Raw genomic sequence first — 25,867 nt, forward strand, 5'->3', positions numbered from 1 at the left:
CGACCGAGACTCAGGCCTCGACCGGCACCAGTTCCCAAGGGCTCGGGCCGGTGCCGTCGCACCACGCCTGGAGGTCCGCGCCGTTCACGCAGACTATGCCGCACTGTTCCGCGTACTCCAGGGCGGGCGCGGTGAAGTCGCTCGTCGTCACGAGGGCGGCGACGTCCGCCTCGTGGACGGTGTAGCACGTGCCCCCGAAGCGCTGCAGGTCCTGGGAGCCCACCTTGTTGTCGGCGCCGTACCGCTTGCACTGGATGACGATCCGGCGGCCGTCGGGGGTCACCGCGAGGACATCCGCGCCCAAGTCGCAGGCGCCGCCCACGACTTGGGCGTCCCGGCAGGCGTCGCGGGCGCACAGGTCGGCTATGGCCTGCTCGAAGCCGTCGGGGTCGAGGGCGGCGTAGTCCACCGGGGCGTCGAGGACGACGGTCGTCGTCGCCTCCGCCTCGTCGTCCAGCACGAGCGTGTCGGACACGGTGTACGTGGTCTCGGCGACGTAGACCTCGTCGGCATGGCCCGCGTCGAACGCGGGCTCCGCGACCGCGGTGGGCGTCACCGGGGCCGGCTCCGTGGGGGCCCAGCCACCGGCCCCGCGCAGGTCCGGCGCTCCGGCGACGGCGGGCACCGCCCCCGCCGGCGCCGCGGCGTCGAGGCTGGCGGAGGCCCGCTCGGCCGCCTCCTCCAGCACCTCGGCGGCGCGCCGCGCGTACCGTGCCGCGGAGAAGCGCCGCCACCTGGAACCTCCCAGACAGGCGGCAGAGAAAGCCACGACGGCGAGCGCGCCGGTCCACAGCGGCCTGCTCTCGGCCATCCGCGCGGCGGTCCGGAGCAGGAACACCGTGCCGCACAGGGCGACGGCCACGAGGACGAAGAACAGGGCGGTCGTCCGCAGATCGAACCGCCGCTCACGATCCGTGCGGCGAACCGGGCGCGCGGGCACGGTCATCCCCTCCCTCAACGATGGTCACGACGGACCCGGTGGACGACAACGAAGATCACGCGTCCACGAGTGCCCAAGATCGGCAACGCCAAAAGGGATGGTCGGAAGGGGGGAGGGGGAGGGACGGACGAGGGCCGGCGCGACAGGTGTCGACGCCGGCCCTCGCGGTCCGAGACGTGGTGGTGCGGGAACCAGGTGTTACTCGCCCACGACGCCCGAGGACGCGATGACGATCTTCGCCTTCGTGGCACCGGAGCCCGAGCCCAGGGACTCGATCTTCTTCACCAGGTCCTCGCCCTCGACGACCTCGCCGAAGACCACGTGCTTGCCGTCCAGCCACGGGGTGAGCACCGTGGTGACGAAGAACTGCGAGCCGTTGGTGTTCGGGCCCGCGTTCGCCATCGAGAGCAGGAACGGCTTGTCGTGCTTGAGCTTGAAGTTCTCGTCGGCGAACTTCTCGCCGTAGATGCTCTTGCCGCCGGTGCCGTCACCGCGGGTGAAGTCGCCGCCCTGGAGCATGAACTCCGGGATGACGCGGTGGAAGCCCGAGCCCTCGTATCCGAAGCCGTGCTGGCCGGTGGCCAGCTCACGGAAGTTCTGCGCCGTCTTGGGGACGACGTCGTCGTACAGCTTGAAGACGATCCGGCCCGCGGCGTCGCCGTCAATGGTGATGTCGAAGAAAACGTTTGTAGCCATGAGGCGATCCTGCCATGGCCTCGGGGCGTGTGACGCCGGGTATGGCCTTACGCCGCGCGAATGTGGCCCTGTGTACGCTGAGGCGAGGACGCCCCAGCCCTCGGCTCCCCTTTCCGGCCTCCGGCCCGGGACGGCGCACCGGCCCCCTCCTCGCCCCCGAGACGCGGGCCGACAAGGACGACGCGCCGGGACCGCGCGGGCCCGATCCGTCCACCACGCCACCGCGGCTGCGTGACTGATCTCATTCCTACCGCCCCGCCCCGGCGCCGCCCCGACGTCCCCGCGACGTCGACAGCGATCCGGCTCGCGGCGCGAAACGAGGCGACCCATGTCGACCACCCTCCGCCCTCCCACGACGGCCCGGGAGGGTCCCGCCCGACGGCAGGGCAGCGACTTCGCGCGGCTGGCGAAGGAGATCAAGAACGCCGGGCTGATGCGGCGCAGGCCGTTCTACTACGCCGTGCGGATGGCCCTGGTGACAGCGGCCTTCGCGGGCGGCTGGACAGCCTTCGCGGCCATCGGCGACAGCTGGTGGACGCTGGCCGTCGGCGCGTTCCTGGCGCTCGTCTTCGGACAGGTCGCGCTCCTCGCCCACGACGTCGGCCACCGCCAGGTGTTCCGCAGGACCCGTTCCAGCGCGCTGGCCGGACGACTCGCCGGCAACCTCGGCATCGGCATGGGGTACGGCTGGTGGCAGGACAAGCACTCGCGCCACCACGCGAACCCCAACCACGAGGAGCTCGACCCCGACGTGGCCCCCGACATCCTGGTCTGGAGCCAGGCACAGGCCCGGGCGGCCGGCGGTCTGCCCCGGCTGATCGGGAGGGCGCAGGCGTACCTGTTCTTCCCGCTCCTGGCGCTGGAGGGCTTCAACCTCCACGTCGCGGGGGTGCGCGCCCTGGCGGACCGGTCGCTCAAGCGGCGCCGGCTCGAAGGGACGCTGCTGGCCGCCCACTTCGTCCTGTACCTCTCGGCCCTGTTCCTGACGCTCTCGCCGGGCAAGGCGGTGCTGTTCATCGTCGTGCACCAGTGCCTGTTCGGCCTCTATCTGGGCGCCATCTTCGCCCCGAACCACAAGGGCATGCCGATGCTCACCGGCGACGACCGGCCCGACTTCCTGCGCCGCCAGGTGCTCACCTCGCGCAACGTGCGCGGCAACTGGTTCACGGACGTCGTGCTGGGCGGGCTCAACCACCAGATCGAGCACCACCTGTTCCCCAGCATGCCCTCGCCGAACCTGCGCAGGGCGCAGCTCCTGGTCCACCGCTACTGCGACGAGCTGGGGGTGACGTACCTCCAGACCTCGCTCGTCGCGTCCTACGCCCAGGCGCTCAGGAGCCTGCACCGGGCCGGCCGGCCCCTGCGGGAGCAGCGGGCCGGCTGACCCGGGCGCCGTGCGCGGTCGTCGTGCGCGGTCGTCGGAGTGCGGGCTCAGTGGTCGGAGTAGCTGAAGTCGCCCATGCTCCAGGCGCTGACGTCGTCGATCGCCACGCGGTACATCCCACCCGTCTCGGGGATCCCCACCGTGCCCTGCAGGATCCGGGCGACGTGGAAGTGCAGATGGGTGGGAGGCCCGTCCTTCGTGGAGGTGTCGAACACGGCGGAGAACGCGCCCAGGCGGACCGAGTCCGTCAGGACCTCGGACACCCGCTGCCTCCACACCGCTTCGGGAGCCAGTCGGCCGGTGATCACGGCGCCGCCGGTGACCACGGTCAGGGACATCTGGTTGCTCTGCCCGGACTCCACCAGGGCGGCGACGTCAACGAGCAGTTCGTCAGGCTTCGACATGAGGCAGATTCTATGCAGCGGCCGACCGCGGGGCGTTCACGGCGACCCTCACCGGACGCCGGCCGGGCTGCCTCCCCGGTCGTCGACCACCGCCGACACCGCCGAGGCCCCGCCCTCGTACTCCCACGCCTGGTCCAGGCTCAGGGGCTCGGCCGGCGCGTGGGCGCCGTGCCGGGCCGCGTCCGCGGCCATGAGCGCGCTCGCGGTCAGCTCCGGGCCCTCCTGGTCGGACGCGGCCGCCATGAGACGGGCCGCCGCCTCGGCCCCCGTCCCGGGCGGGACGACCAGCAGGTCCCAGCGGCCCACGCCGTACGAGAGCAGGAGCAGCTTGTGCGGGTCGATCTCCGGGGTGAACCAGCCGACCCTGACGACGTGACCGTCCACGGGGACCTTGCGCGGGATGACCGGCCAGTACTTCGGATTGACGGCGACGCGGGTGATACGGCCCCACGCCGGTTCCAACGCCGCGGTCAGCGCGGGCAGTTCGCTCAGCAGGTCCCGGGAGCGGGGCCACCAGGCGCCGTCCAGCAGTCCTCGGTGCGCGCCGCCGCTCTTGAGCGTGAGACGCACGGCAGGGGCCGCGTCGGGCTCGACGGGCGGCAGGAGTGGGTACAAGGTCGCCGACATGGCGCGGACCCGTCTCCGGGTCGGCCGCTGCGACCGGCCCGGGGTTCATCGCTCACCGAGGACGACCCGGCTCGGAGGCCGGTGTGCGAAATGCCCTCGGTACCTTCCACAGTACTCCGGGGACCGGCCGCGTGCGGCGGGCCGGTCCCCGCGGCCGGATGATCAGAGACGGGTCAACCGCTGGATGGTCTCCCGGTACTGGCGCAGCGCGAGCCGGGCCTCGGCGGACTCCGTGTCGAGGTCCTGCTCCTGCCAGCCCGCGCGCAGGGCACGCCGCCGCTCCGCGATGGCCTCCAGCAACTTGGCGGACGTCTCCTCCAGCAGGGCGTCGGCCTCCTCCAGCGCCTCGCGCGGGGTGTCCGCGAAGGTGTTGACCGAGTGGCCGAGGCGCCGGGTGATCCTGTCCCGTTCGTCCGACGGGAGCAGCGGCTCCGGGCCGGCCGCGGGGCGTTCCGCACGGCCCCCTGGCTGGTCCGCGGGCTGCTGGGCGCGTGTCTGGTCGTACATCAGGTGCCGTTTCCGTTCCGCAGGTAGGGATGATCGGTGCCCGGCGTGCGGGCGTGATCGATGGTGTGCACGGCTCGTGTCCGGCCCTGCGGAGAGCTGGTCGTCCCGCCGGGCTGTTGTCAGTCAACGTCCGGCCACGGTCCGTGTCAACGCGGAGGTCGGCCGATCCGGGCCGCTCCGCTTTCGGACGCGCGGGAGTACGGTGGAGAGGGCGAGGGCCCGCGACGTCGTTCCCGGCCCGCCCGCCCGCGCAACTCCCTCCACAGGGGCAGCCCGTGACCCCGGCCGCGCCATTCGCACCGAGCCGAGGCCGAGGAGCCCCGTCATGACTCTCGTATCCGGCACCCACACGACGGCCGTCCCCCGGGACCGCGACACGCCGGACCGCGACACATCCGGGACACGTGACGGGTCGTCACCCTTTCTGCGTGACGGGACGTCACCTTTCCTGTCGGACACCCCGAAGCGCCGCACCCGTGGCGGCCGGGTGCACGACGTCCACCGGCCGGCCCCCGCCCGGGCCTAGGCCCGGCGCCGCTGAACCCAACCGCCCACCCCCGTAAGAAAGTTGGCAGGCGCATCATGGTCCTCGCCCCGGAACCCCTCTTCCCGCCCACCGATCCCGTCCTCCGGCTGAGTCTGGCACCCCGCGGCACGCTGCCCCGGGCCATCGACGGCGCATGGTGGCCGCGCTCGTACGACGTGCTCGCCGAACTCCCGCACCTGTTGGCGGGGTTGCCCCACTCGTGGGGCGATGTCAGCTCCGTCACCGTCAACGGGCCGATGTGGTCCGACGCGCCGGGCCGGATGTTCGTGGCCAACCAGGTCGTCCAGGTGCACCGCAACCCGACGGCGCCTCTCCCGCACACCGTCCTCCTGCTCGCTCCGGGCCGGGGGCGCTGGGATCTGCTGGTCGTGCCGCCGGACACGACCGAACAGGAGGCGGCGCCGCTCATGGCGGCCGCTTCGGAAGGCACCGCCCGGGCCGCGGGGCACGGGGACTCGCCGCGAGCCCCCGTCCGGTGACGCTCCGCTCCCTTTCCGGGGGCACGCCGGGCGGACGGCCCGCGGCCGTGGTTCAGCGCCGGCGTCCGCGGCCCGCGGACCAGCCGGATCCGAGGCCCGCCGAGTGCAGGGCGAGGAGTGCGAGTCCGACGAGCATGAGGCTCGTCGGGCTGAAGACGGCGTCGGTCGACGTCTCGGTGGCGTTGATGACGAAGGCGATGACGAAAAGCACGGCTGCCGCGATTGCAAGCATCTGTCTTCTCCTGCCGGGGGACGGGGATGCGCGGGGGATCCCGCTGTCCGCCGTGTTCCCCGCCGAGGGGTGATCAGACAGAAGTCGGCCGACGAGCTCGCGTACGCGGCCCGTTCAGCCGCGGAGCTCCGGCGGGAACCCCGTCCAGCGCAGCTCCTTCGGCAGGTGGCGCATGTCGTTGAAGAAGACCACCGTGGCGGGGCGGCCGGGGGTGTAACGCAGCAGGGTCAGCGCCGCGTTGCAGTGGTTCAGGCCCAGCCAGCGCGCGGGCGGGGCGTCGAGCGCGGCCCGGACCAGCCAGCCGATCAGGAAGTTGTGGGTGACGAGGAGTTCGTGCCGCGGTGCGGTCCCCGCGACGGGGCCGGTGAAGCGGGCGACGGCCTCGCGGGCCAGGGCCGGGCCGCCCGAGCGCTCCGCCTCGGGGAACGCGGCGAGCCGCGCCAGCGTGGCCTGTGCCGTCTCCGGCGGCAGTTCGTCCCGCGCGGGCAGGTACGGGATGTAGTCGCCGGCCGGCTCCGAGCGGTGCAGGGGCACGCCCGCGAGGCGCTCGCCGATCAGCTGGGCGGTCTGCGCGGCCCGGGGGAGCGGGCCGTGGTGGACCGCCGCGAGCGGTATGTCCCTGAGCCGTTCGCCGAGCAGCACCGCCTGGCGCAGGCCCGCCTCGGTCAGGCCGCTCTCGTCGGGCGTGGCCTCGGCGTGCCGGGCGATGTAGAGGTGGCGGGCGGCGGTGGGGGTGGCGGGTGCGGCCTGGGGCGTGGTCATGGGGGGCGCGGTCCCTTTCGATCTCCGGTGGCGGGCAAGCGAGGGGACGCCGCGAGCCCGCGGTCCGGTTCCTGCGGGCGGGGCGGGGCCGGGCGTGGGCCGCGGCCATGGACCGGACGCCGCGGCCGGCCGGCGTCGTACGGCCCCGGCGCGATCACGAACCCGTACGTTGGACGGCGGGAGCGCCACAGACGAGGAGCGTGACATGACCGCCGCCGAACCGAAGTCCGCCGCCGAACCGAAGACGGCAGCCGGACCCCATCCCGCCGCCACCGGCGAGCTCGACAGCACATCGCGACCCGCCGCCCTGCGCGGCCTCGACGCCATCAGGGACGACCTGGCCGGCCTCTACCGCGATCTGCACGCCCACCCGGAGCTCTCCTTCGAGGAACACCGCACCGCCGCCGAGGCCGCCCGCCGCGCCGCCTCGTACGGCTACGAGGTCACCACCGGCGTCGGCGGCACCGGCGTGGTCGCCGTCCTCGACAACGGCGGCCTGCGGGAGGACGGCGCCCCCACCGTCCTGCTCCGCGCCGACATGGACGCGCTCCCGGTCACCGAGAGCACCGGGCTGCCGTACGCCTCCCGCACCGACGGCGTCATGCACGCCTGCGGCCACGACATGCACGTCACCTGTCTGCTGGGCGCGCTGAAACTGCTGGCCGACGCCCGCGCCGACTGGTCCGGTCGGATCGTCGCGGTCTTCCAGCCCGCCGAGGAGGCCGGGCAGGGCGCGCAGAAGATGGTCGACGACCGCTTCTACGAGCGGTTCGGCACGCCCGACGTCGTGCTCGGCCAGCACGTCGCGCCGCTGCCCGCCGGGATGATCGGCGCCCACCCGGGCGCGGCCTTCGCGGCCACCGACGCGCTGCGGGTGCGGCTGTTCGGCAAGGGCGGGCACGGCTCACGCCCGGAGACGACCATCGATCCCGTCGTGCTGGCCGCGTCCACCGTGATGCGGCTCCAGACGGTCGTGTCCCGGGAGATCGCGGGCGGCGAGACGGCCGTGGTCACCGTCGGCTCGATGCGGGCGGGCACGCAGCACAACATCATCCCCGACGAGGCCGAACTCCAGCTCAACATCCGCACCTACACGCCCGAGGTCCGCACCCGCGTCCTCGCCGCCGTCGAGCGGATCATCAAGGGCGAGGCGGCCACGGCCGGGGCGGAGAAGGAGCCGGAGATCACGGAGATCGACACCTTCCCCGTCGTCACGAACGACGCGGACGCCGTCGACCGGACGATGGCCGCGATCGGCGCCGTCATCGGCGCGGAGCGGGTCATCGACCCGGGACAGGTCACCGGCAGCGAGGACGTCGGGATCCTCGCCACCGCGGCGGAGGGCGAAGTCCCGCTCTGCTACTGGCTGTTCGGCGGCGCCGACGCCGAGGCGGTGATCGCCGCGCAGCGCGCGGGCACGTTCGAGCGGGACATCCCCTCGAACCACTCGCCGTTCTTCGCGCCGCTGGTCGAGCCCACACTCACCACCGGCGTCACCGCACTGACGACGGCCGCGCTGGCCTGGCTCGACGGCGGCCGGACGGCACCCTGAGGGCCGGCCGGCCACCGCCGGAGGGCGAGGGACTCAGCCCTCGTCCTCCAGGTCGCCCTCGGTCTCCAGGTAGGCCTGGCGCAGCGCTTCGAGCACCGCCGGGTCCGGCTTCGCCCACATGCCGCGCGACTCCGCCTCCAGGAGGCGCTCCGCGATGCCGTGCAGCGCCCAGGGGTTGTTCTCCTGGAGGAACTGACGGTTCGTCGGGTCCAGGACGTACGTCTCGGTGAGCTTGTCGTACATCCAGTCGGCGACGACGCCCGTCGTGGCGTCGTAGCCGAACAAGTAGTCCACGGTGGCGGCGAGTTCGAAGGCGCCCTTGTAGCCGTGGCGGCGCATCGCCTCGATCCACTTGGGGTTGACGACGCGGGCGCGGAAGACGCGGCTCGTCTCCTCCACCAGGGTGCGGGTGCGGACCGTCTCCGGGCGGGTGGAGTCGCCGATGTACGCCTCCGGGGCGGTGCCCCGCAGCGCGCGCACGGTCGCCACCATGCCGCCGTGGTACTGGAAGTAGTCGTCCGAGTCCGCGATGTCGTGCTCGCGGGTGTCCGTGTTCTTGGCCGCCACCGCGATGCGCTGGTACGCGGTCTCCATCTCGGCGCGCGCCGGGCGCCCTTCGAGCCCGCGGCCGTACGCGTAGCCGCCCCACACCGTGTAGACCTCGGCGAGGTCGGCGTCGGTGCGCCAGTCGCGGGAGTCGATGAGCTGGAGCAGACCGGCGCCGTACGTGCCGGGGCGGGAGCCGAAGATGCGGGTGGTGGCCCGGCGCTCGTCGCCGTGCTCGGCCAGGTCCGCCTGGGCGTGGGCGCGTACGTGATTGTGCTCGGCGGGCTCCTCCAGGGAGGCCGCGAGCCGTACCGCGTCGTCGAGCAGGCCGATGGTGTGCGGGAACGCGTCGCGGAAGAAGCCCGAGATGCGCAGCGTCACGTCGATGCGCGGGCGGCCCAACTCCTCGTACGGGATGGCTTCGAGGCCCGTGACGCGGCGCGATGCGTCGTCCCAGACGGGGCGGACGCCGAGCAGCGCCATGGCCTCCGCGACATCGTCGCCCGCGGTGCGCATCGCGCTCGTGCCCCACAGGGACAGGCCGACGGAGGTGGGGTACGCGCCGTTGTCGGACTTGTACCGCTCCAGCAGGGAGTCGGCCAGCGCCTGGCCGGTCTCCCACGCGAGGCGGGACGGGACGGCCTTGGGGTCGACCGAGTAGAAGTTGCGGCCGGTCGGCAGGACGTTGACCAGGCCGCGCAGCGGCGAACCCGAGGGGCCCGCGGGGACGAAGCCGCCGTTCAGGGCGTGCACCGCGTGGTCGAGCTCGGCGGTGGTGCCGGCCAGCCGCGGCACGACCTCGCGGGCCGCGAACTCCAGGACGGCGGCGACCTGTTCACCCTGGTCGGTGGGGAGCGCCGCGAGGTCCCAGTCCGCGTCGTCCATCGCCTGGACCAGTGCGCGGGCCTTCTCCTCGGCCTCGTCGGCGCCGGTGCGGGTCGCCGCGGACTCGTCGAGACCGAGGGCCTCGCGCAGACCCGGCAGCGCGGTGGTGCCGCCCCAGATCTGGCGGGCCCGCAGGATCGCGAGGACCAGATTGACCCGGTCGGCGCCGGCCGGGGCCGCGCCCAGCACATGCAGACCGTCGCGGATCTGCATGTCCTTGATCTCGCAGAGCCAGCCGTCGACGTGCAGCAGGAAGTCGTCGAAGCCGTCGTCGTCCGGCCGGTCCTCGAGCCCCAGGTCGTGGTCGAGCTTCGCGGCCTGGATGAGCGTCCAGATCTGCGCGCGGATCGCGGGCAGCTTCGCCGGGTCCATGGAGCTGATCTGGGCGTACTCGTCGAGGAGTTGCTCCAGGCGCGCGATGTCGCCGTAGGAGTCGGCGCGCGCCATCGGCGGCACCAGGTGGTCGATGAGCGTGGCGTGCACGCGGCGCTTGGCCTGCGTGCCCTCGCCCGGGTCGTTGACCAGGAACGGGTAGATCAGCGGCAGGTCGCCGAGCGCGGCGTCCGGGCCGCAGGCGGCGGAGAGGCCGGCGTTCTTGCCGGGCAGCCACTCCAGGTTGCCGTGCTTGCCGAGGTGGATCATCGCGTCGGCGCCGAAGCCGCCGTCGGACGCGGAGGCCGCGATCCAGCGGTAGGCCGCCAAGTAGTGGTGCGACGGCGGCAGATCCGGGTCGTGGTAGATCGCGATCGGGTTCTCGCCGAAGCCGCGCGGCGGCTGGATGAGGATCAGCAGGTTGCCGCGGCGCAGGGCGGCGAGCACGATGTCGCCCTCCGGGTCGCCGCCGTCGCCCACCCGGGACGTGTCCAGGAACATCTCGCCGGGCGGCGGGCCCCAGTGCCCCTCGACGGACTCGCGCAGCTCCGCGGGGAGCGTCGCGTACCACCGCTTGTAGTCGGCGGCCGGGATGCGCACCGGGTTCGCGGCGAGCTGCTCCTCGGTCAGCCACTCCTGGTCGTGGCCGCCCGCGTCGATCAGCGCGCGGATCAGCTCGTCGCCGTCACCGGAGACCAGGCCGGGGATGTCGGCCTCGGGCCCGAAGTCGTAGCCCTCGGCGCGCAGCCGGCGCAGCAGCGCCACGGCGGACGCCGGGGTGTCGAGGCCGACCGCGTTGCCGATGCGGGAGTGCTTGGTCGGGTACGCGGACAGGACCAGCGCGAGGCGCTTGTCGGCGGCCGGGATGTGCTTCAGGCGGGCGTGGCGCACGGCGATGCCGGCGACGCGGGCCGCGCGCTCGGCGTCGGCCACGTACGCGGGAAGCCCGTCCTCGTCGATCTCCTTGAAGGAGAACGGGACCGTGATGAGGCGCCCGTCGAACTCCGGCACCGCGATCTGGCTCGCGGCGTCCAGCGGCGAGACGCCCTCGTCGTTCTCCTCCCAGGACGACCGCGAACCGGTCAGGCAGAGCGCCTGGAGGATCGGCACGTCCAGGCCGGAGAGCGCGCCCGCGTCCCACGACTCGTCGTCGCCGCCCGCGGAGGCCTCGGCGGGCCTGGTGCCGCCGGCCGCGAGGACCGTCGTCACGATGGTGTCGGCGGCACGCAGCGCGTCGATCAGCTCGGGCTCGGGGGCGCGCAGCGAGGCCACGTACAGCGGCAGCGGGCGGGCCCCGGCGTCCTCGATGGCGCCGCACAGCGCGTCCACGAACGCGGTGTTGCCGCTCATGTGGTGGGCGCGGTAGTAGAGCACGGCGACGGTCGGGCCCTCGACGTGGGCGCGGGCGGTGCGCTCCAGCGGTCCCCAGGACGGGGCGGGCGCGGGCGGCTCGAAGCCGTGGCCGGTGAGCAGCACGGTGTCGGAGAGGAAGCGGGCCAGCTGCTCCAGGTTGGCCGGGCCGCCGTGCGCCAGGTAGGCGTGCGCCTCGGCGGCGATGCCGACCGGCACGGTGGAGGACGCCATCAGCTGGGCGTCGGGTGCCTGTTCCCCGGTGAGCACGACGACCGGCAGGCCGCTCGCGAGGAGCTGGTCGAGGCCGTCCTGCCAGGCGCGGACGCCGCCGAGGAGGCGTACGACGACGAGGTCGACGCCGTCGAGCAGGGCGGGCAGCCCGTCGAGGTCCAGGCGCGAGGGGTTGGCGAACCGGTAGTCGACCGGGCCTCCCGCCGCGCGGGCGCTGAGCAGGTCGGTGTCGGAGGTCGACAACAGCAGAAGCATGCGGGCGCAGGCCTTCCTCGGGGTGTCCGCGCCCCGGGTGGTCGTATGGACGGCGGGAGTTCCTGGCTCACCCCACGCGGGTGGGGCTCACAGTGGCGGGACCGCGCCGGATTCGCACCGGGCTTCCTCCCCCGGGTCCTGGTGGACCCACGCCGTCGCTGGCGTCGACGGACTTGGCAGCCCGCCGCCTGCATAGTAAGTCCTGCCCGCCGCGAGCGGGGCGGCCACCTGCCGGGACGGCCCGTCTCGGGAGGCGACCGGCCGGATCGGCGTGGGTATGCTCGCCGCCATGCCGCCCACCCGAACACCCTCCCCAGACCAGGGCGAATCCCCCATACGTGACCGGGGTGACGCCTGCCCCGGAGCCCTCCGCCTGCACCTCGCCGACGACGGCCGCCTGGCCCGACTCCGGCTGCCCGGCGGCCTCTTGACGAGTCATCAGGTCGCGGTGCTCGGTGACGTGGCGGAGCGCCTGGCGGACGGCGGCCTCAGCGTCACCTCGCGCGGCAACATCGAGTTGCGCGGCCTCGGCGAGGCCTGCGGCGGCGAACTCTCCCGACTGCTCGCCGAGGCGGGTCTGCTGCCCTCCGAGCGGCACGAGCGCGTCCGCAACATCGTGGCGTCCCCACTGGCGGGAACCGACGGACTCGGCCACGCCGACGTGCAGTTGTGGGTCCGTGAGCTGGACGTGCTGCTGTGCGCCGAGGAGTGGACGACGGAGCTCTCCGGCCGCTTCCTGTTCGCCCTGGACGACGGCCGCGGCGACGTGACCGGACTCGGCGGCGATGTGACCTTGATCGCAGAATTGGGCGGGACGGCGCTCGTACAGGTCGGGGCGCGCGCCCTCCGGGTCGCCGCCTCCGACGCCCCGCGCGCGGCCCTCGCCGCCGCCGGTGCCTTCCTGGACGAGGCCCGCGAGGCGGGCAACGGCGCGTGGCGGGTGCGCGAGCTGCCGGTGGGGCGGACCGTGGAGGTGGCGGGGGCGCTGGCGGGGGCGGGGATCGCGGCGACGCCGGTGCCGACTGCCGTGCCGGGGGCTCCGGTCGCCGCCCCGGGCCCGCCCGGCACCGGTGGGCCCGTCCCCGGTGTCCACGGGCGCGCGGTCGTCGTCAACGCCCCCCTCGGCCGCGTGAGCGTCGCCGCCTGGCGGGCCCTCCTGCCGCTGCCCGGCGACGAACTCCGGGTCACCCCCTGGCGCGGCTTCGTGCTGCCCGGCTTCGCCGACGAGGACGCCGCCCGGCAACGGCTGGCCGCGCTCGGCGACGCCGGATACCTCACCACCCCCGACTCGCCCTGGCTCGGTGTCGGCGCCTGCACCGGCCGCCCCGGCTGCGCCAAGTCCCGCGCCGACGTCCGCGCGGACGTCGTCCCGGGCCCCGGCGGGCTTCCCGTCCACTGGTCCGGCTGCGAACGGCGCTGCGGGCACCCGCACGGCGCCTGGGTCGACGTGCTCGCCACCGGCGAAGGACGGTACGAGGTCACGGTGCACGCCCCCGGCGAGGAACCCGCGCACGTCACGGGCAGGACCCTGACCGAGACGGTCACCACCGCACGTACCACCACGAAAACCACGGCCACGAGATGAGCGAGAGCACAGTGTTCGACTACGAGAAGGACGGCGCGGCGATCTACCGCGAGTCCTTTGCCACCATCCGCGCGGAGGCGGACCTCGGTGGCCTGCCCGCCGACGTCAGCCAGGTCGCGGTCCGGATGATCCACGCCTGCGGGATGGTGGACCTCGTGAAGGATCTCGCCTTCAGCCCGCGGGTGATCGCCGACGCCCGCAAGGCGCTCCGCGACGGCGCGCCGATCCTGTGCGACGCGAACATGGTCGCGAGCGGCGTCACGCGCAAGCGGCTGCCCGCCGACAACGACGTGGTCTGCACCCTCGCCGACCCGTCCGTGCCGGACCTCGCGGCGCGCCTCGGCACCACCCGCAGCGCCGCCGCCCTCGAACTCTGGCGCGACCGCCTCGAAGGTTCGGTCGTCGCCATCGGCAACGCGCCCACCGCCCTCTTCCGCCTCCTGGAGATGATCGAGGAGGGCGCGCCGCGCCCGGCCGCCGTCCTCGGCATCCCGGTCGGCTTCGTCGGCGCGGCCGAGTCCAAGGACGCGCTCGCGGCCCACCACTCGGGCCTGGAGCACCTGGTCGTACGGGGACGTCGCGGCGGCAGCGCGATGGCCGCGGCGGCGATCAACGCGATTGCGAGCGAGGCGGAGTGAACACCGAGACCACTCAGGGCAAGCTGTACGGGGTCGGCCTCGGCCCCGGCGACCCGTCGCTGATGACCCTGCGCGCGGCCGAGGTGATCGCGGCGGCCGATGTCGTCGCGTACCACTCGGCGCGGCACGGCCGTTCCATCGCCCGCTCGATCGCGGCCGCGCACCTGCGCGCCGACCACATCGAGGAGGCGCTGGTCTACCCCGTCACCACGGAGCGGACCGACCACCCCGGCGGCTACCGGGGCGCGCTCGACGCGTTCTACGAGGAGGCCGCCGCCCGCCTCGCCGCCCACCTCGACGCGGGCCGCACGGTCGCCGTCCTCGCCGAGGGCGACCCGCTCTTCTACGGCTCCTACCAGCACATGCACAAGCGCCTCGCGCACCGTTACCCGACCGAGGTCGTCCCCGGCGTCACCTCGGTGAGCGCGGCGGCGGCCCGCCTCGGCGAGCCGCTGGTGGAGGCCGAGGAGGTGCTCACGATCCTGCCCGGCACGCTCCCGGAGGAGGAGCTCGCGGCGCGCCTCGCGGCGACGGACTCGGCGGTCGTCATGAAGCTGGGCCGCACGTTCGGCAAGGTGCGCGGCGCGCTGGAGAGCGCGGGCCGCCTCGACGAGGCGCGCTATGTGGAGCGGGCCACCATGACCGGCGAACGCACCGGCCGGCTGGCCGACGTCGACCCGGATTCGGTCCCGTACTTCTCCGTGGCGGTGCTGCCGAGCCGGGTGGCGCCGCTGACGGGCGGCCCCGCGCCCGAGCCGGTCGATGCGCCGGGACACGGCGAGGTCGTGGTCGTAGGCACCGGCCCGGCGGGCCCGCTGTGGCTGACCCCCGAGACGCGCGGCGCGCTCGCCGCCGCGGACGACCTGGTCGGCTACACCACGTACGTCGACCGGGTGCCGCACCGCCCCGGCCAGCGCCGGCACGGTTCCGACAACCGCGTGGAGTCCGAACGCGCGGAGTACGCACTGGAGTTGGCGCGGCGCGGGCGACGGGTCGCCGTCGTCTCGGGCGGCGACCCCGGCGTCTTCGCGATGGCCACGGCGGTCCTCGAGGTCGCCTCGCAGGACGCGTACGAGGACGTCCCCGTACGGGTGCTCCCCGGGGTGACCGCCGCCAACGCGGCGGCGGCCCGCGCGGGCGCCCCGCTCGGCCACGACTACGCCACGCTCTCCCTCTCCGACCGCCTCAAGCCCTGGGAGGTCATCGCGGAGCGCCTGGCGGCGGCGGCAGCGGCGGACCTGGTGCTGGCCCTCTACAACCCCGGCTCGCGCAGCCGCACCTGGCAGGTGGGCAAGGCCCGCGAACTCCTCCTGGAACACCGCACCCCGGACACCCCGGTGGTGCTCGGCCGGGACGTGGGCGGCCCCGAGGAGAGCGTCCGCATCGTCCGCCTGGGCGACCTGGACCCGGCGGACGTCGACATGCGCACGCTCCTGATCGTCGGCTCCTCACAGACCCAATGGGTCCGCCGCCGCGGCGGCAAGGACCAGATCGTCTGGACCCCAAGACGCTACCCGGAACCGAACCCGGGGTAGACGCCGCCGGTCACCTACCGAGCGGGGCGCCGACGAGGACTACCCCAGGGGCGCGGGGAACCGCGCGCCAAGCCACGACGCCCGGTCAGCCCCACGGGGGCCAGCGGAGGCTGGCGGTCGCTGTCGTGCGGGCGCCGGCTGGGACTACCTCAGGGGCGCGGGGAACGGCGCGCCAAGCCCCCACGGGCGGTCAGCCATACGCGCCTCACGCCGGGTGGCGGTCGCCCGCCGGATAGGGCGCCGACGCGGACTACCTCAGGGGCGCGGGGAACTGCGCGCCAAGCCCCCACGGGCGGTCAGCCGTACGGGGCCAGCGGAGGCTGGCGGTCGCTGTCGTGCGGGCGCCGGTCGGGACTACCTCAGGGGCGCGGGGAACTGCGCGACCCGCCCCCACCCACCCGCAGACAAGTCCGCGCTACACCCCCCGGACCCCACCCCCCAAGAGGTGGCGGACCCAGTCCGCCGCCTCCTGCGGCGAGGCGGCCACCACCTCCACCCCCGGCACGACGGGGGGCCGCCGGACCACCACCACCGGCACCCCTACCTCCCGCGCAGCAACCAGTTTCGGCGCCGTCGCCGAACCCCCGCTGTCCTTCGTCACCACCACATCGATCCGGTGCCTGCGCAACAGCTCCCGCTCCCCGTCCAGCGTGAACGGCCCCCGGTCGAGGAGGACCTCCATCCGGGCCGGGCCCGGCGCCTCGGGCGCGTCGACGGACCGTACGAGGAACCACAGCGCGTCCAGAGCGGCGGCCCCGGAGAACGCCGCGAGCCCCATCCGCCCCGTGGTCAGGAACACCCGCTCACCGAGCGCGGGAAGCACCCGTGCCGCCTGCTCCAGGGAGTCGACCGGATGCCAGTCGTCCCCGGCACCGGCGACCCACCCGGGCCGCCGCAGGGCGAGCAGGGGAACATGGGCGGTGGCGGCGGCCGTCGCCGCGTTGAACGAGATCGTCCCGGCGAAAGGATGGGTGGCGTCGATGAGCGCGTCCACGTGGTGCTCGCTGAGCCACGCCGCCAGCCCCTGCGCCCCGCCGAAGCCGCCGACGCGGACCTCACCGGGCGGCAGCCGGGGCGCGGCCACCCGCCCCGCCAGGGAGCTGGTCACCCGCAGCCCCGCCTCGCCCACGAGGAGCTCCGCCAGCCGGCGCGCTTCGGTCGTCCCACCCAGAATCAGTACGTGCACGGAGTTCGGTTTCCTTCATGAGTGAGGCACATGCGGCCGGCGAGCCGAGTGCGGCGAGCGAGCCCAAGGGCGGACGCGGCGCCCAACTCAAGCACACCGGCCTGCGGCCCGGCTGGACGACCGGCGCCTGTGCGACCGCTGCCACCACCGCCGCGTACACGGCGCTGCTGACCGGCAACTTCCCCGACCCGGTCACCATCACGCTGCCCAAGGGCCAGACCCCGGCCTTCGCGCTCGCCGCGGAGGAGCTGGTCGGGGAACCGACCGAGGGGCCGACCGCACCGCACCCCCGCGACACGTACGCCATGGCGGGCGTCGTCAAGGACGCCGGCGACGACCCCGACGTCACGCACGGCGCACTGCTGCGGGCCACGGTACGGCTGCTGCCCCCCGGCGCGGGCGTCGTCTTCAAGGCGGGCCCGGGAGTGGGCACCGTCACCCGGCCCGGCCTGCCCCTGGACGTGGGCGAGCCCGCGATCAACCCCGTGCCCCGACAGCTGATGCGCGACCACGTGGCGGCGGTCGCCGCGGCGCACGGCGGCACCGGCGACGTCGAGATCACCGTCTCCGTCGACCACGGCGAGGAGATCGCCCGCTCCACCTGGAACCCGCGCCTCGGCATCCTCGGCGGCCTGTCGGTCCTCGGCACGACCGGCGTCGTCGTCCCCTACTCCTGCTCGGCGTGGATCGACTCCATCCGGCGCGGCGTGGACGTGGCGCGGGCGGCCGGGCGCACCCATCTCGCCGGGTGCACGGGGTCGACGTCGGAGCGGACCGTCGTCGCCGAGTACGGCCTGCCGGAGGACGCGCTCCTGGACATGGGGGACTTCGCGGGCGCGGTCCTGAAGTACGTGCGCCGCCACCCCGTCGACCGCCTCACCGTCTGCGGCGGCTTCGCCAAGCTGTCGAAGCTCGCGGCGGGCCACCTGGACCTGCACTCGGCCCGCTCCCAGGTCGACAAGGGCTTCCTGGCAGAGCTCGCCCGCCGGGGCGGCGCCGACGACGGCCTGGCCGCTCGGGTCGCCGACGCCAACACGGGCCTCGCCGCACTCCAGTTGTGCGCGGCGGCGGGCGTGCCGCTCGGGGATCTGGTCGCCGAGACCGCCCGCGACGAGGCGCTCGCGGTGCTGCGGGGCGCCCCGGTCCGGGTGGACGTCATCTGCATCGACCGCGCGGGCACGGTGGTGGGCCGCAGCGGGGTCCGCGCCCCGTGAGAGGTGCGGGTTGCTAAGTGAGGGGCGCGGGGAACTGCGCGCCCGGCCACGGACGGACCGCGGCTCTGCGAACGGCCGTGCCCGGGAAGACGCGGGGTGCTGCGTAAGGGGCGCGGGGAGCTGCGCACCCAGCCCCGGACGAGCCGCGGTCACGGACGACAATCCCCCGCAAGCCCGCGCTCAGCACGCGTGCCGGTCCCGCTCCGCCGAGTACAGATGGCTGTCGCGGAACTGCGAGGCGCCCAGCGTCCGGCCCACCATGATGACGGCGGTCCGTACGATCCCCGCCTCCTTGACCTGCCCCGCGATGGACTCCAGCGTGCCCCGCAGGATCACCTCGTCGGGACGGCTCGCGAGGGCGACCACGGCGGCGGGGCAGTCGGCGCCGTAGTGCGGCAGGAGCTCCTCGACCACGCGGTCGACGTACCCCGTGGCCAGGTGCAGCACGAGCAGCGCGCCGCTGCGGCCGAGCGTGGCCAGGTCCTCGCCCTCCGGCATGGCGGTCGCGCGCTGGGCGATCCGGGTGAGGATGACGGTCTGGCCGACGGTCGGCACCGTCAGCTCCCGCTTCAGCGCGGCCGCCGCCGCGGCGAACGCCGGGACGCCCGGTACCACTTCGTACGGCACCCCGGCCGCGTCGAGCCGCCGCATCTGCTCGGCGACCGCGCTGAACACCGAGGGGTCGCCCGAGTGCAGCCGTGCCACGTCGAGACCCCGCTCGTGCGCGTGCACCAGCTTCTCGGTGATCTGGTCGAGGGTGAGCTGAGCGGTGTCCACGAGCTGTGCGCCGTCCGGGCACTCGGCGAGCAGTTCGCGCGGGACCAGGCTGCCCGCGTACAGGCAGACCTGGCAGGCGGCGATCCGCCGCGCGCCGCGGACCGTGATCAGGTCGGCGGCGCCGGGACCCGCGCCGATGAAGTACACGGTCATCGTTCTTGCTCTCCAGACTTGGTGACGGACCATTGGGTGACCGGCATGGCCTGCCGCCAGCCGGTGAAGCCGCCCACGGGGACGGCCTGCGCGACGGCGAGCCGCACCAGCTCGCCGCCGTGGCGCCGGTACCACTCGGTGAGCAGCGCCTCCGACTCCAGCGTGACGGTGTTGGCGACCAGGCGCCCGCCGGGCGGCAGCGCGGCGAACGCGCCGTCGAGGAGGCCGGGCGCGGTGAGGCCGCCGCCGATGAACACGGCGTCCGGCGTGGGGAGTCCGGCGAGCGCGGCGGGCGCGGCGCCGGTGATGACGCGCAGCGCGGGCACACCGAGGCGTTCGGCGTTGCGGGTGATCCGCTCGGCGCGCACGGGGTTCTTCTCGACGGTGACGGCACGGCACGACGGGTGCGCCCGCAGCCACTCCACGGCGATCGATCCGGAGCCGCCGCCGATGTCCCAGAGCAGCTCGCCGGGGGCGGGCGCGAGGGCGGCGAGCGTGGCGGCGCGCACGTACCGCTTGGTGAGCTGGCCGTCGTTCTCGTACGCGGCGTCGGGCAGGCCGGGCACCACGCCGAGCCGCAGCGCGTCGGGGGAGCGGCGGCACTCGACGGCGACGACGTTCAGCGCGTCGCCGGGCGGGCGCGACCAGGTGTCGGCGTGTCCGTCGTACGTCGACTCGCCCGCCCCGCCGAGCTGTTCGAGGACCCGCAGCCGGCTCGGGCCGAAGCCGCGCTCGCGCAGCAGGGCGGCGATCTCACCGGGCGTGGCCGCGTTCGCGCTGAGCACCAGGAGGCGGCGCCCGTCGTGCAGCGCGGCGGCGAGCCGCGCGGCAGGACGGCCGACGACGGTGATCACCTCGGTGTCCTCCACGGGCCAGCCGAGGCGCGCGCAGGCGAGGGAGACGGAGGACGGGTGCGGCAGGACGCGCAGCGCGGCGGCGCCGAGCTCCTCGCTCAGGGCCCGCCCGATGCCGTAGAACATCGGGTCGCCGCTGGCCAGGACGGCGACGCGGCGCCCCGCGTGGGCGGCGAGCAGACCGGGCACGGCCGGCCGCAGCGGCGAGGGCCAGGCGACGCGCTCGCCCGCGCAGCGGTCGGCGGGCAGCAGATCGAGCTGGCGCGGGCCGCCGATCAGGACCTCGGCGGCACGCAGCGCCGCGCGCGAGGCGTCCGGCAGCCCCTGCCAGCCGTCGGCCCCGATCCCGACGACGGTCACGGCCGGTATGTCTGCGGGGGGTGCGGGGGTCACTGCGGGTACCTGACCTCGGGGTTCGGGAAGAAGCTGCGCAGCCGCACTCTACTGGTGACCGGGCGGCGTACCCTTATTGCGAACTACTTGCAATAAGCCGTGCGGCCGTCCCGCGCGGCCCCCTGGGCAGAAAGGCCGCTGTGCGATGGGCTCTCCGGTGGTGCTCGGCATCGAGTCGTCCTGCGACGAGACGGGCGCGGGCCTGGTCCGCGAGGGCCGGCTGCTCGGCCACGCGGTCGCGTCGAGCATGGACGAGCACGCCCGCTACGGCGGGGTCGTCCCGGAGATCGCCGCCCGCGCCCACCTCCACTCCTTCACCCCGGTGGTCCGCCGGGCGCTCGACGGGGCGGGCCTGCGGATGTCCGACATCGGCGCCGTCGCCGTGACCACCGGACCGGGCCTCTCCGGCGCCCTCCAGGTCGGCCTCGCCGGCGCGAAGAGCCTCGCGTACGGCCTCGGCGTCCCGCTGTACGGCGTGCACCACCTGGCCGGGCACGTCGCCGCCGACACCCTGGAGCACGGCCCGCTGCCCGATCCCTGCATGGTCCTGATCGTGTCCGGCGGCCACACCTCACTCCTGCTCGTGACGGATCTGGCGCGCGACCCGATCGTCCACCTCGGCGACACCCTCGACGACGCCGCGGGAGAGTGCTTCGACAAGGTGGCGCGGGTCTTCGGCCTTCCCTACCCGGGCGGCCCGGCCGTCGACCGGGCCGCCCGGGACGGGGACCCGGCCGCCGTGTCCTTCCCGCGCCCGCTCACCGGGCCGCGCGACGCCCCGTACGACTTCTCCTTCTCCGGCCTCAAGACGGCCGCCGCCCGCTGGGCCGAGAGCCACGCGGGGCGCGAACTGCCGGTCGCCGACGGGGCGGCCTCGCTCCAGGAGGCCGTCGCCGACGTGCTGACCCGCAAGGCGGTGGCGGCCTGCCGCGCGCACGGCGTCGGCACGCTGGTCGTCGTCGGCGGCGTCGCGGCCAACTCCCGGGTGCGGGCGCTCGCCGAGGAGCGCTGCCGGGAGGCCGGCATCGCCCTGCGGGTCCCGCCGCTGCGGCTGTGCACGGACAACGGCGCGATGATCGCGGCCGTCGGCGACCTGCTGGTGCGCGCGGGCGCGGAGCCCGCCCCGCTGGACGTCTCCATCGACCCGTCGGCGCCGTTGGAGTTCGCGTCGCTCCATCCGGTGGGGGCGTTCGGTGCGCGTGCGGCGGCCGGTGCGGGCCGGGGCGTGGCCGCGTGAGGGCGGGGACGGGGTTACGCGTCCGGCACGGGCTGACCGGTGCCGGACTGCTCGGGTACGCCGAGGGCGTGCGCGCGGTGTACGCCGAGGCGTTCGGCCGGCCGCCCTGGAACGAGGAACCGGCCGCGGCCGGCCGCTATCTCGAACGCCTCGCGGTCGAGGCCCGGTACGCCGGCTTCACGGCGGCGGTCGCGCTGGACGGCACCGAGGGCCGGGGGTCGGGACCGGGTGACCGGGAACCCCGCGTGCTCGGCTTCGCGTCCGCGTGGACGACCGGGTACCCGCTGCCCGACACGCGCTCCTACCCGCTCGTCACCGCCGCCCTCGGCGCCCGCCGCACGCGGGAGTGGCTCGACGGCGCCCTCCAGGTCGACGAACTCGCCGTCCGGCCGTCCGCGCACGGCCTGGGCGTCGGCCGCGCGCTGCTCGCCGCGGTGACCGGCGGTGCGCCCGACGGCCGCTGCTGGCTGCTGACCTCACCGCAGGCCGCCGCCGCGGTGCGCTTCTACCGGCGCGTGGGCTGGCACCAGGTGACCCATCCCGGGGAGGAGGGCCGGGGGCCGGTGCTCTTTCTGGGGCCCGGCCATCCGGCCGCCGCGACCGAGACGCAGTGACTTGGCGCCGCGGTGACCTCCGCCGGCGCTTCCACCCCTGCCCGCCCGTGCGTTCACCGGCCGCGTCCTCCGGTGGCCCGGGGTGCCGTCCCGCGTCCAGCCCGACGTCGAGGTGGACCCGCAGGGGTGGGGGCCGGGCCGCCTCGGCGAAGCGCTCGGCCGGCCACGGCGTCCGACCGGCGGGCATCGACTGCGGTACGGCGTACGGCAGTCCGGGCCGCCACCACAGTCCGTGACCCGCACCGAGTGCAACGGCGGCCACGACTACGCGTGTTGGCGCGGGGCCCTCGCGGACGGCCCGGTACGCCTGCCGGCCCCCTGACCGAAGGTGGCGAACCTCACGGCGCCGGAAGCCCCGAAACGCGGCCCACACCCCTGTCCCGGCCCCGTTTCCGGGCCGATGACGACGGCGCCGACCGTGTCGCTGTTGGGCTGAACGGGTGACTTGGCGTAAGAATTGGCCGGTGCAGAGAACAAGTGCGAGCCAGGACGGGGTGGGCAAGTGAGCAGTAGTCAGCGCCACGACGTCACCGATGAACAGTGGGAAGGGCTCGCCCAGGTCGTACCGCTGCGCAGCCGCAACGAATGGCCCTCGTGGCCGGGGCACCGCGCGCTGCCCGACGCGGAGACCGAGACGCGGCGCCGCTTCGTCGTGATGCGGGTGAACGTCTTCGCGGACGCCCGCGAGGTCGCCGAGACCGTGATGGCCCAGATCCCGGTCCTGCTGGACCTGACCGGGGCGGAGACGGAAGTCGCCAAGCGGGTACTGGACTTCAGCAGCGGCGTGGTCCTCGGCCTCGGCTGCGGCATGCACCGGGTCGACAAGAACGTCTTCCTCCTCGCGCCGCCCGGCACGGAGGTGCAGGGCCTGGTGGAGGCCGTCGCGCAGCCCTAGGGACTCTCGTCCGGACCAGGCCGGGCCCGTCAGGCACGGGACCGGCACAGTTCCCGGTCCACCAGCGCGGTCATGGCCTGCTCGGTGTCCTGGCCGCCGTTGCGGGTGACGTACACCACTGCGGTGCGGTCCCCGTCCCGGGTGGTGCCGGCCCAGGTGACGTAGCCGAGCAGTTCGCCCCGGTGGCCGAAGTAACTCCCGCCGCACGACAGCGGGATCTCGGCCAGCCCGAGCCCGTACTTCGCGTTCAGCGCGGGCGCGTCCACGGTGGACTTCATCGCGGCGAGCTGCGCGGGCTCCAGCAGCCGGCCGCCGAGCAGCGCCGCGTAGAAGCGGTTCAGGTCGTGGGCGGTGCTGACGATCGAGCCGGAGCCGACGGCCATGCTCGGGTTGAGCACGGTGACGTCGGTGCCGGTGCCGTCACCGGAGGGGCCGTCGTCGAAGGTGGCGTACGCGGCCGCGTGCCGCCCCGCCAGGAACGGACAGGTGCGCGGGACGCGGGTGTCGCGCAGCCCCAGGGGGTGGATGATCCGCTTCTCCACCTCGTGTTCCCAGCTCCGGCCGGTGACCTTCTCGACGATCATCGCGGCGAGCACGTAGTTGGTGTTGGAGTACGCCCAGTCGGGCACCCCCGGCGCGGGGCGCGACTCCCGCAGCGCCATCTCCACCATCTGCCGGGGCCGGTACGTGCGGAACCGCTCGGCCCGATACCCTTCCGCGCTCCGCAGGGCGGGCGGCGGCGGAGGGTCGGCGATGCCGCTGGTGTGCCGCAGCAACTGCCGTACGGTGATGCGTCCGCCGTCCCAGCCGTTGCCCCGGACCACGCCCGGCAGCCACCGCTCCACGGTGTCGTCCAGCGACAGACGTCCCTCACCGACGAGGCGCAGCACCACCGCGGCCGTGAACGTCTTCGTCGTGCTGCCGATACGGAAGCGGCCGTCGCGCGGCATCGCTTCCGGGCCGCCCGCCTCGGCCGTTCCGGCGCGCGCCGCGTCGTGTCCGCCCGCCGAGGTCACGTCGGCGGCCACGCCGACGGCCCCGGTGCGGTGAATCGCCTCCACCTCCCGTTGCAGTACATCCGCCGGCCCCGGTCCCGGCTCCGCCCTCGCGGTGGCCGTCACCCCGGTGGACACGGCGAGCAGGGCCCCGACCAGTCCGCCCAGGCGCACCAGCACCCGTCGATCGCGTGACGCCACCAGCATGATGGGCTCCTCGGCTAAGAGAGACGACGTTCGGCGACCACCTCACCAGCCCGGCGGGAAACGGCCCATCCGGCTGCCCCCAGCAGCGCCGACGTGCTGGCCCCAGGGCGGCCCCGGGGGCTGGCCCCCACCCGCCCCGGTCAACCACCGCACACACCACGGCAGTCGGCCGGTAGCCGTTCGCCGGCCGTGGCGGGCACACGTTCCGGGGGAATCCCCCGATCGTGGGAAGGTCGGTTGGGCGTAACGGTTCGCCGCCTTCGCCGCCGCTTACCGTCCGGACATGACGGTGCATTCCCGGGTGTCGGTCCCAAGGCCACCGACGGGCCAGGACCGGCCGCAGGTCACCGAGCTGCGCCTGTCCGCCTTCGCCGGGCACCGCGCCACGGTGCTCCCGCTCGGCCCGCTGACCCTGCTCACCGGGCCCAGCGGCAGCGGCAAGTCCAGCGCCCTCGGGGCGTACGAGGCGCTGGCGCGGCTCTGCGCGGGGGAGGAGCTCGCCGAGGTCTTCACCGACCCCGTCGCGTGCGTGCCCGAACGCGCCCGCGCCGACCGGCAGCGACGGCGTGGCTTCCGCATCGGCTGCACGGTCGACGGGCCCGCCGGGGCGGTCCGCCTCGACCTCGCCGTACAGGCCGAGCCCGAACTGCGCGTCGTGGGCGAGCGGCTGACCAGGGACGGCCTCGTCCTGCTGGAGACCGCGCTGCGCGACCCCGGCCGGCGCGTGGTCCAGGCCGCCTGGCACACCGCGGGCTCGGCGCCCGTGACGCGCGCCCCGATGCCGGACGACCGGCTCGGCACGGCGCTCGTCCCGCTGCGGGTGGCCGGGAAGACCGAGGGGCAGCGGCTGGTGCTCGCGGCGGCGGAGCAGGTCGTGGTCGCGCTGCGCTCGGCGTTCGCCTGCGACCCGCGGCCCAGCCGGATGCGCGCGCCGGTCCCGGCGGGGCTGATCGGGTCGGGCCGGCTGCACGGCGGCTGCGACAACCTCGCCGAGGTGCTGTGGCGTACCCGTTCGGAGTGCGCGGTGCGGCACGGGATGCTCGTCTCGGCGGTGCGGACCGGGTGCGCCGGGCCGGTCGCCGACGTGCGGGCCGAGGAGGTGGCGGACGGCGCGGTGCACGCCTTCATCGACCGGGGCGCCGGGGTGCGCACGCCGCTCGGACGCCTCGGGGACGGCGAGTTGCGGTATCTGGCGCTGGCGCTCGTCCTGCTCACCGGGCCCGGCGTGCTCGCCGTCGACCCGGTGGCCGAGGTGCCGCAGGCCTACCAGACCCTCACGGTCCTCGCCGACGGCCTGGACCGGCGCCTGGACGCCCGGCAGGCCCGCGCCCTCGGCGAACTGGCGGCGCGCACCTGCGAGCGCGGGCACATCCGTCTGGTGGGGGTGGTGGGGGACGCGTCCTGGGCCCCCGTCGCCACGGGCGCCTCGGTGGTAGACCTGGAGCCGTGACGGAACGACTTGATGTGGCGGTGCTGCAGCGCAGGCTGGCCGAGTTCGCGGCGGCCCGCGACTGGGAGCAGTACCACACCCCGAAGAACCTGGCCGCGGCGCTCAGCGTGGAGGCGTCCGAACTCGTCGAGATCTTCCAGTGGTTGACACCGGAGGAGTCGGCGCGGGTGATGGCGGACCCGGACACGGCGCCCCGGGTGGCGGACGAGGTCGCCGACGTCCTCGCCTATCTGCTCCAGTTCTGCGAGGTCCTGGACATCGACGTGCTGGCGGCGCTCGCCGCGAAGATCGAGCGGAACGAACGGCGCTTCCCGGCGCCCGAGAGGCCCTGAGCCGGGCGCATCGAACCGGACGCTCGGCAC

Annotated in this window: 24 protein-coding genes and 1 riboswitch; of the genes, 12 read left to right on the plus strand and 12 right to left on the minus strand. The window is 74.6% G+C overall.

Features of this window, described 5'->3' with window-relative positions:
- Window positions 1–10: 10 nt before the first annotated feature.
- Entirely contained in the window at window positions 11–946 is a 936-nt protein-coding gene (locus ACZ6B8_RS07490) for a restriction endonuclease (RefSeq protein ID WP_471606588.1), read from the minus strand.
- Between the two features lie 192 nt (window positions 947–1,138).
- Window positions 1,139–1,636, minus strand: a complete 498-nt coding sequence (locus ACZ6B8_RS07495) for a peptidylprolyl isomerase (protein WP_471077052.1) — start codon at window positions 1,634–1,636, stop codon at window positions 1,139–1,141.
- Between the two features lie 328 nt (window positions 1,637–1,964).
- Between ACZ6B8_RS07495 and ACZ6B8_RS07500 the strand changes: the two genes are divergently transcribed.
- A complete protein-coding gene (locus tag ACZ6B8_RS07500; RefSeq protein WP_471606589.1) occupies window positions 1,965–3,020 on the plus strand; it encodes a fatty acid desaturase family protein in 1,056 nt (351 codons plus the stop codon).
- A 47-nt stretch (window positions 3,021–3,067) separates the two neighbouring features.
- Here ACZ6B8_RS07500 and ACZ6B8_RS07505 read toward each other — a convergent pair whose 3' ends face one another.
- From ACZ6B8_RS07505 to ACZ6B8_RS07515, 3 genes are all read right to left on the minus strand, one after another.
- Window positions 3,068–3,424: a hypothetical protein gene (locus ACZ6B8_RS07505; RefSeq protein ID WP_471077058.1), complete on the minus strand. Its 357-nt coding sequence runs from the start codon at window positions 3,422–3,424 to the stop codon at window positions 3,068–3,070.
- Between the two features lie 48 nt (window positions 3,425–3,472).
- On the minus strand, window positions 3,473–4,051 hold the full coding sequence (locus tag ACZ6B8_RS07510) for a DUF5994 family protein (protein WP_471606590.1): 579 nt from the start codon (window positions 4,049–4,051) through the stop codon (window positions 3,473–3,475).
- Between the two features lie 162 nt (window positions 4,052–4,213).
- Window positions 4,214–4,558 carry a hypothetical protein gene (locus ACZ6B8_RS07515; protein ID WP_471077064.1) on the minus strand — a complete coding sequence of 115 codons (345 nt, stop codon included), beginning with the start codon at window positions 4,556–4,558 and terminating at the stop codon, window positions 4,214–4,216.
- A gap of 582 nt (window positions 4,559–5,140) precedes the next feature.
- On the opposite strand from ACZ6B8_RS07515, the gene ACZ6B8_RS07520 reads away from it, so the two are divergent.
- Window positions 5,141–5,584: a DUF5994 family protein gene (locus ACZ6B8_RS07520; protein WP_471077067.1), complete on the plus strand. Its 444-nt coding sequence runs from the start codon at window positions 5,141–5,143 to the stop codon at window positions 5,582–5,584.
- A 52-nt stretch (window positions 5,585–5,636) separates the two neighbouring features.
- On the opposite strand, the gene ACZ6B8_RS07525 is transcribed toward ACZ6B8_RS07520, so the two are convergent.
- Together ACZ6B8_RS07525 and ACZ6B8_RS07530 are read right to left on the minus strand one after the other, a co-directional pair.
- On the minus strand, window positions 5,637–5,816 hold the full coding sequence (locus ACZ6B8_RS07525) for a hypothetical protein (protein ID WP_471077070.1): 180 nt from the start codon (window positions 5,814–5,816) through the stop codon (window positions 5,637–5,639).
- Between the two features lie 114 nt (window positions 5,817–5,930).
- Window positions 5,931–6,578, minus strand: coding sequence for a histidine phosphatase family protein (locus ACZ6B8_RS07530; protein ID WP_471606591.1), 648 nt, complete (start codon window positions 6,576–6,578; stop codon window positions 5,931–5,933).
- Window positions 6,579–6,783: 205 nt separating this feature from the next.
- On the opposite strand from ACZ6B8_RS07530, the gene ACZ6B8_RS07535 reads away from it, so the two are divergent.
- Window positions 6,784–8,130: an amidohydrolase gene (locus tag ACZ6B8_RS07535; protein WP_471606592.1), complete on the plus strand. Its 1,347-nt coding sequence runs from the start codon at window positions 6,784–6,786 to the stop codon at window positions 8,128–8,130.
- 33 nt (window positions 8,131–8,163) lie between these two features.
- Here the strand turns inward: ACZ6B8_RS07535 and cobN are convergent, their stop codons facing one another.
- A complete protein-coding gene (gene cobN / locus ACZ6B8_RS07540; protein WP_471606593.1) occupies window positions 8,164–11,772 on the minus strand; it encodes a cobaltochelatase subunit CobN in 3,609 nt (1,202 codons plus the stop codon).
- A 36-nt stretch (window positions 11,773–11,808) separates the two neighbouring features.
- Window positions 11,809–11,942, minus strand: a riboswitch (cobalamin riboswitch).
- A gap of 107 nt (window positions 11,943–12,049) precedes the next feature.
- Here cobN and ACZ6B8_RS07545 point away from each other — a divergent pair.
- From ACZ6B8_RS07545 to ACZ6B8_RS07555, 3 genes are read left to right on the plus strand one after another with little or no spacing between them, the layout of a single operon-like run.
- A complete protein-coding gene (locus ACZ6B8_RS07545; protein ID WP_471607167.1) occupies window positions 12,050–13,357 on the plus strand; it encodes a cobalamin biosynthesis protein CobG in 1,308 nt (435 codons plus the stop codon).
- A gap of 11 nt (window positions 13,358–13,368) precedes the next feature.
- Window positions 13,369–13,995 carry a precorrin-8X methylmutase gene (locus ACZ6B8_RS07550; RefSeq protein WP_471607168.1) on the plus strand — a complete coding sequence of 209 codons (627 nt, stop codon included), beginning with the start codon at window positions 13,369–13,371 and terminating at the stop codon, window positions 13,993–13,995.
- Complete coding sequence (locus ACZ6B8_RS07555; protein WP_471606594.1) at window positions 13,992–15,530, plus strand: precorrin-2 C(20)-methyltransferase; 1,539 nt, start codon at window positions 13,992–13,994, stop codon at window positions 15,528–15,530. The genes ACZ6B8_RS07550 and ACZ6B8_RS07555 overlap by 4 nt, the downstream gene beginning before the upstream one ends.
- Before the next feature lie 415 nt (window positions 15,531–15,945).
- Here the strand turns inward: ACZ6B8_RS07555 and ACZ6B8_RS07560 are convergent, their stop codons facing one another.
- The gene (locus ACZ6B8_RS07560) at window positions 15,946–16,716 is read right to left on the minus strand and encodes a cobalt-precorrin-6A reductase (RefSeq protein ID WP_471606595.1); all 771 of its coding nucleotides are present in this window, start codon (window positions 16,714–16,716) and stop codon (window positions 15,946–15,948) included.
- A gap of 17 nt (window positions 16,717–16,733) precedes the next feature.
- Here ACZ6B8_RS07560 and ACZ6B8_RS07565 point away from each other — a divergent pair, with 17 nt between their 5' ends.
- Window positions 16,734–17,930, plus strand: coding sequence for a cobalt-precorrin-5B (C(1))-methyltransferase (locus ACZ6B8_RS07565; protein WP_471606596.1), 1,197 nt, complete (start codon window positions 16,734–16,736; stop codon window positions 17,928–17,930).
- Window positions 17,931–18,110: 180 nt separating this feature from the next.
- Here ACZ6B8_RS07565 and cobM read toward each other — a convergent pair whose 3' ends face one another.
- Window positions 18,111–18,860 (minus strand): precorrin-4 C(11)-methyltransferase, encoded by a 750-nt coding sequence (gene cobM / locus ACZ6B8_RS07570; RefSeq protein ID WP_471606597.1) that lies wholly within the window; start codon window positions 18,858–18,860, stop codon window positions 18,111–18,113.
- Entirely contained in the window at window positions 18,857–20,107 is a 1,251-nt protein-coding gene (gene cbiE, locus ACZ6B8_RS07575) for a precorrin-6y C5,15-methyltransferase (decarboxylating) subunit CbiE (protein WP_471077095.1), read from the minus strand. The genes cobM and cbiE overlap by 4 nt, the downstream gene beginning before the upstream one ends.
- Before the next feature lie 145 nt (window positions 20,108–20,252).
- Between cbiE and tsaD the strand changes: the two genes are divergently transcribed.
- The 3 genes from tsaD (at window position 20,253) to ACZ6B8_RS07590 (ending at window position 22,853) form a co-directional block, all read left to right on the plus strand.
- Window positions 20,253–21,344, plus strand: coding sequence for a tRNA (adenosine(37)-N6)-threonylcarbamoyltransferase complex transferase subunit TsaD (gene tsaD, locus ACZ6B8_RS07580; protein WP_471077098.1), 1,092 nt, complete (start codon window positions 20,253–20,255; stop codon window positions 21,342–21,344).
- Complete coding sequence (locus tag ACZ6B8_RS07585; RefSeq protein ID WP_471077101.1) at window positions 21,341–21,958, plus strand: GNAT family N-acetyltransferase; 618 nt, start codon at window positions 21,341–21,343, stop codon at window positions 21,956–21,958. The genes tsaD and ACZ6B8_RS07585 overlap by 4 nt, the downstream gene beginning before the upstream one ends.
- A gap of 502 nt (window positions 21,959–22,460) precedes the next feature.
- Entirely contained in the window at window positions 22,461–22,853 is a 393-nt protein-coding gene (locus ACZ6B8_RS07590; RefSeq protein ID WP_055700564.1) for a cell division protein SepF, read from the plus strand.
- 29 nt (window positions 22,854–22,882) lie between these two features.
- Here ACZ6B8_RS07590 and ACZ6B8_RS07595 read toward each other — a convergent pair whose 3' ends face one another.
- Window positions 22,883–24,055, minus strand: coding sequence for a serine hydrolase domain-containing protein (locus ACZ6B8_RS07595; RefSeq protein WP_471606598.1), 1,173 nt, complete (start codon window positions 24,053–24,055; stop codon window positions 22,883–22,885).
- 283 nt (window positions 24,056–24,338) lie between these two features.
- Here ACZ6B8_RS07595 and ACZ6B8_RS07600 point away from each other — a divergent pair, with 283 nt between their 5' ends.
- Window positions 24,339–25,505: an AAA family ATPase gene (locus ACZ6B8_RS07600; protein WP_471606599.1), complete on the plus strand. Its 1,167-nt coding sequence runs from the start codon at window positions 24,339–24,341 to the stop codon at window positions 25,503–25,505.
- Entirely contained in the window at window positions 25,502–25,837 is a 336-nt protein-coding gene (locus ACZ6B8_RS07605; protein ID WP_471606600.1) for a nucleotide pyrophosphohydrolase, read from the plus strand. Before ACZ6B8_RS07600 ends, ACZ6B8_RS07605 begins: the two co-directional genes overlap by 4 nt.
- Window positions 25,838–25,867 lie beyond the last annotated feature (30 nt).

Source organism: Streptomyces sp. NPDC041122, assembly GCF_055592445.1.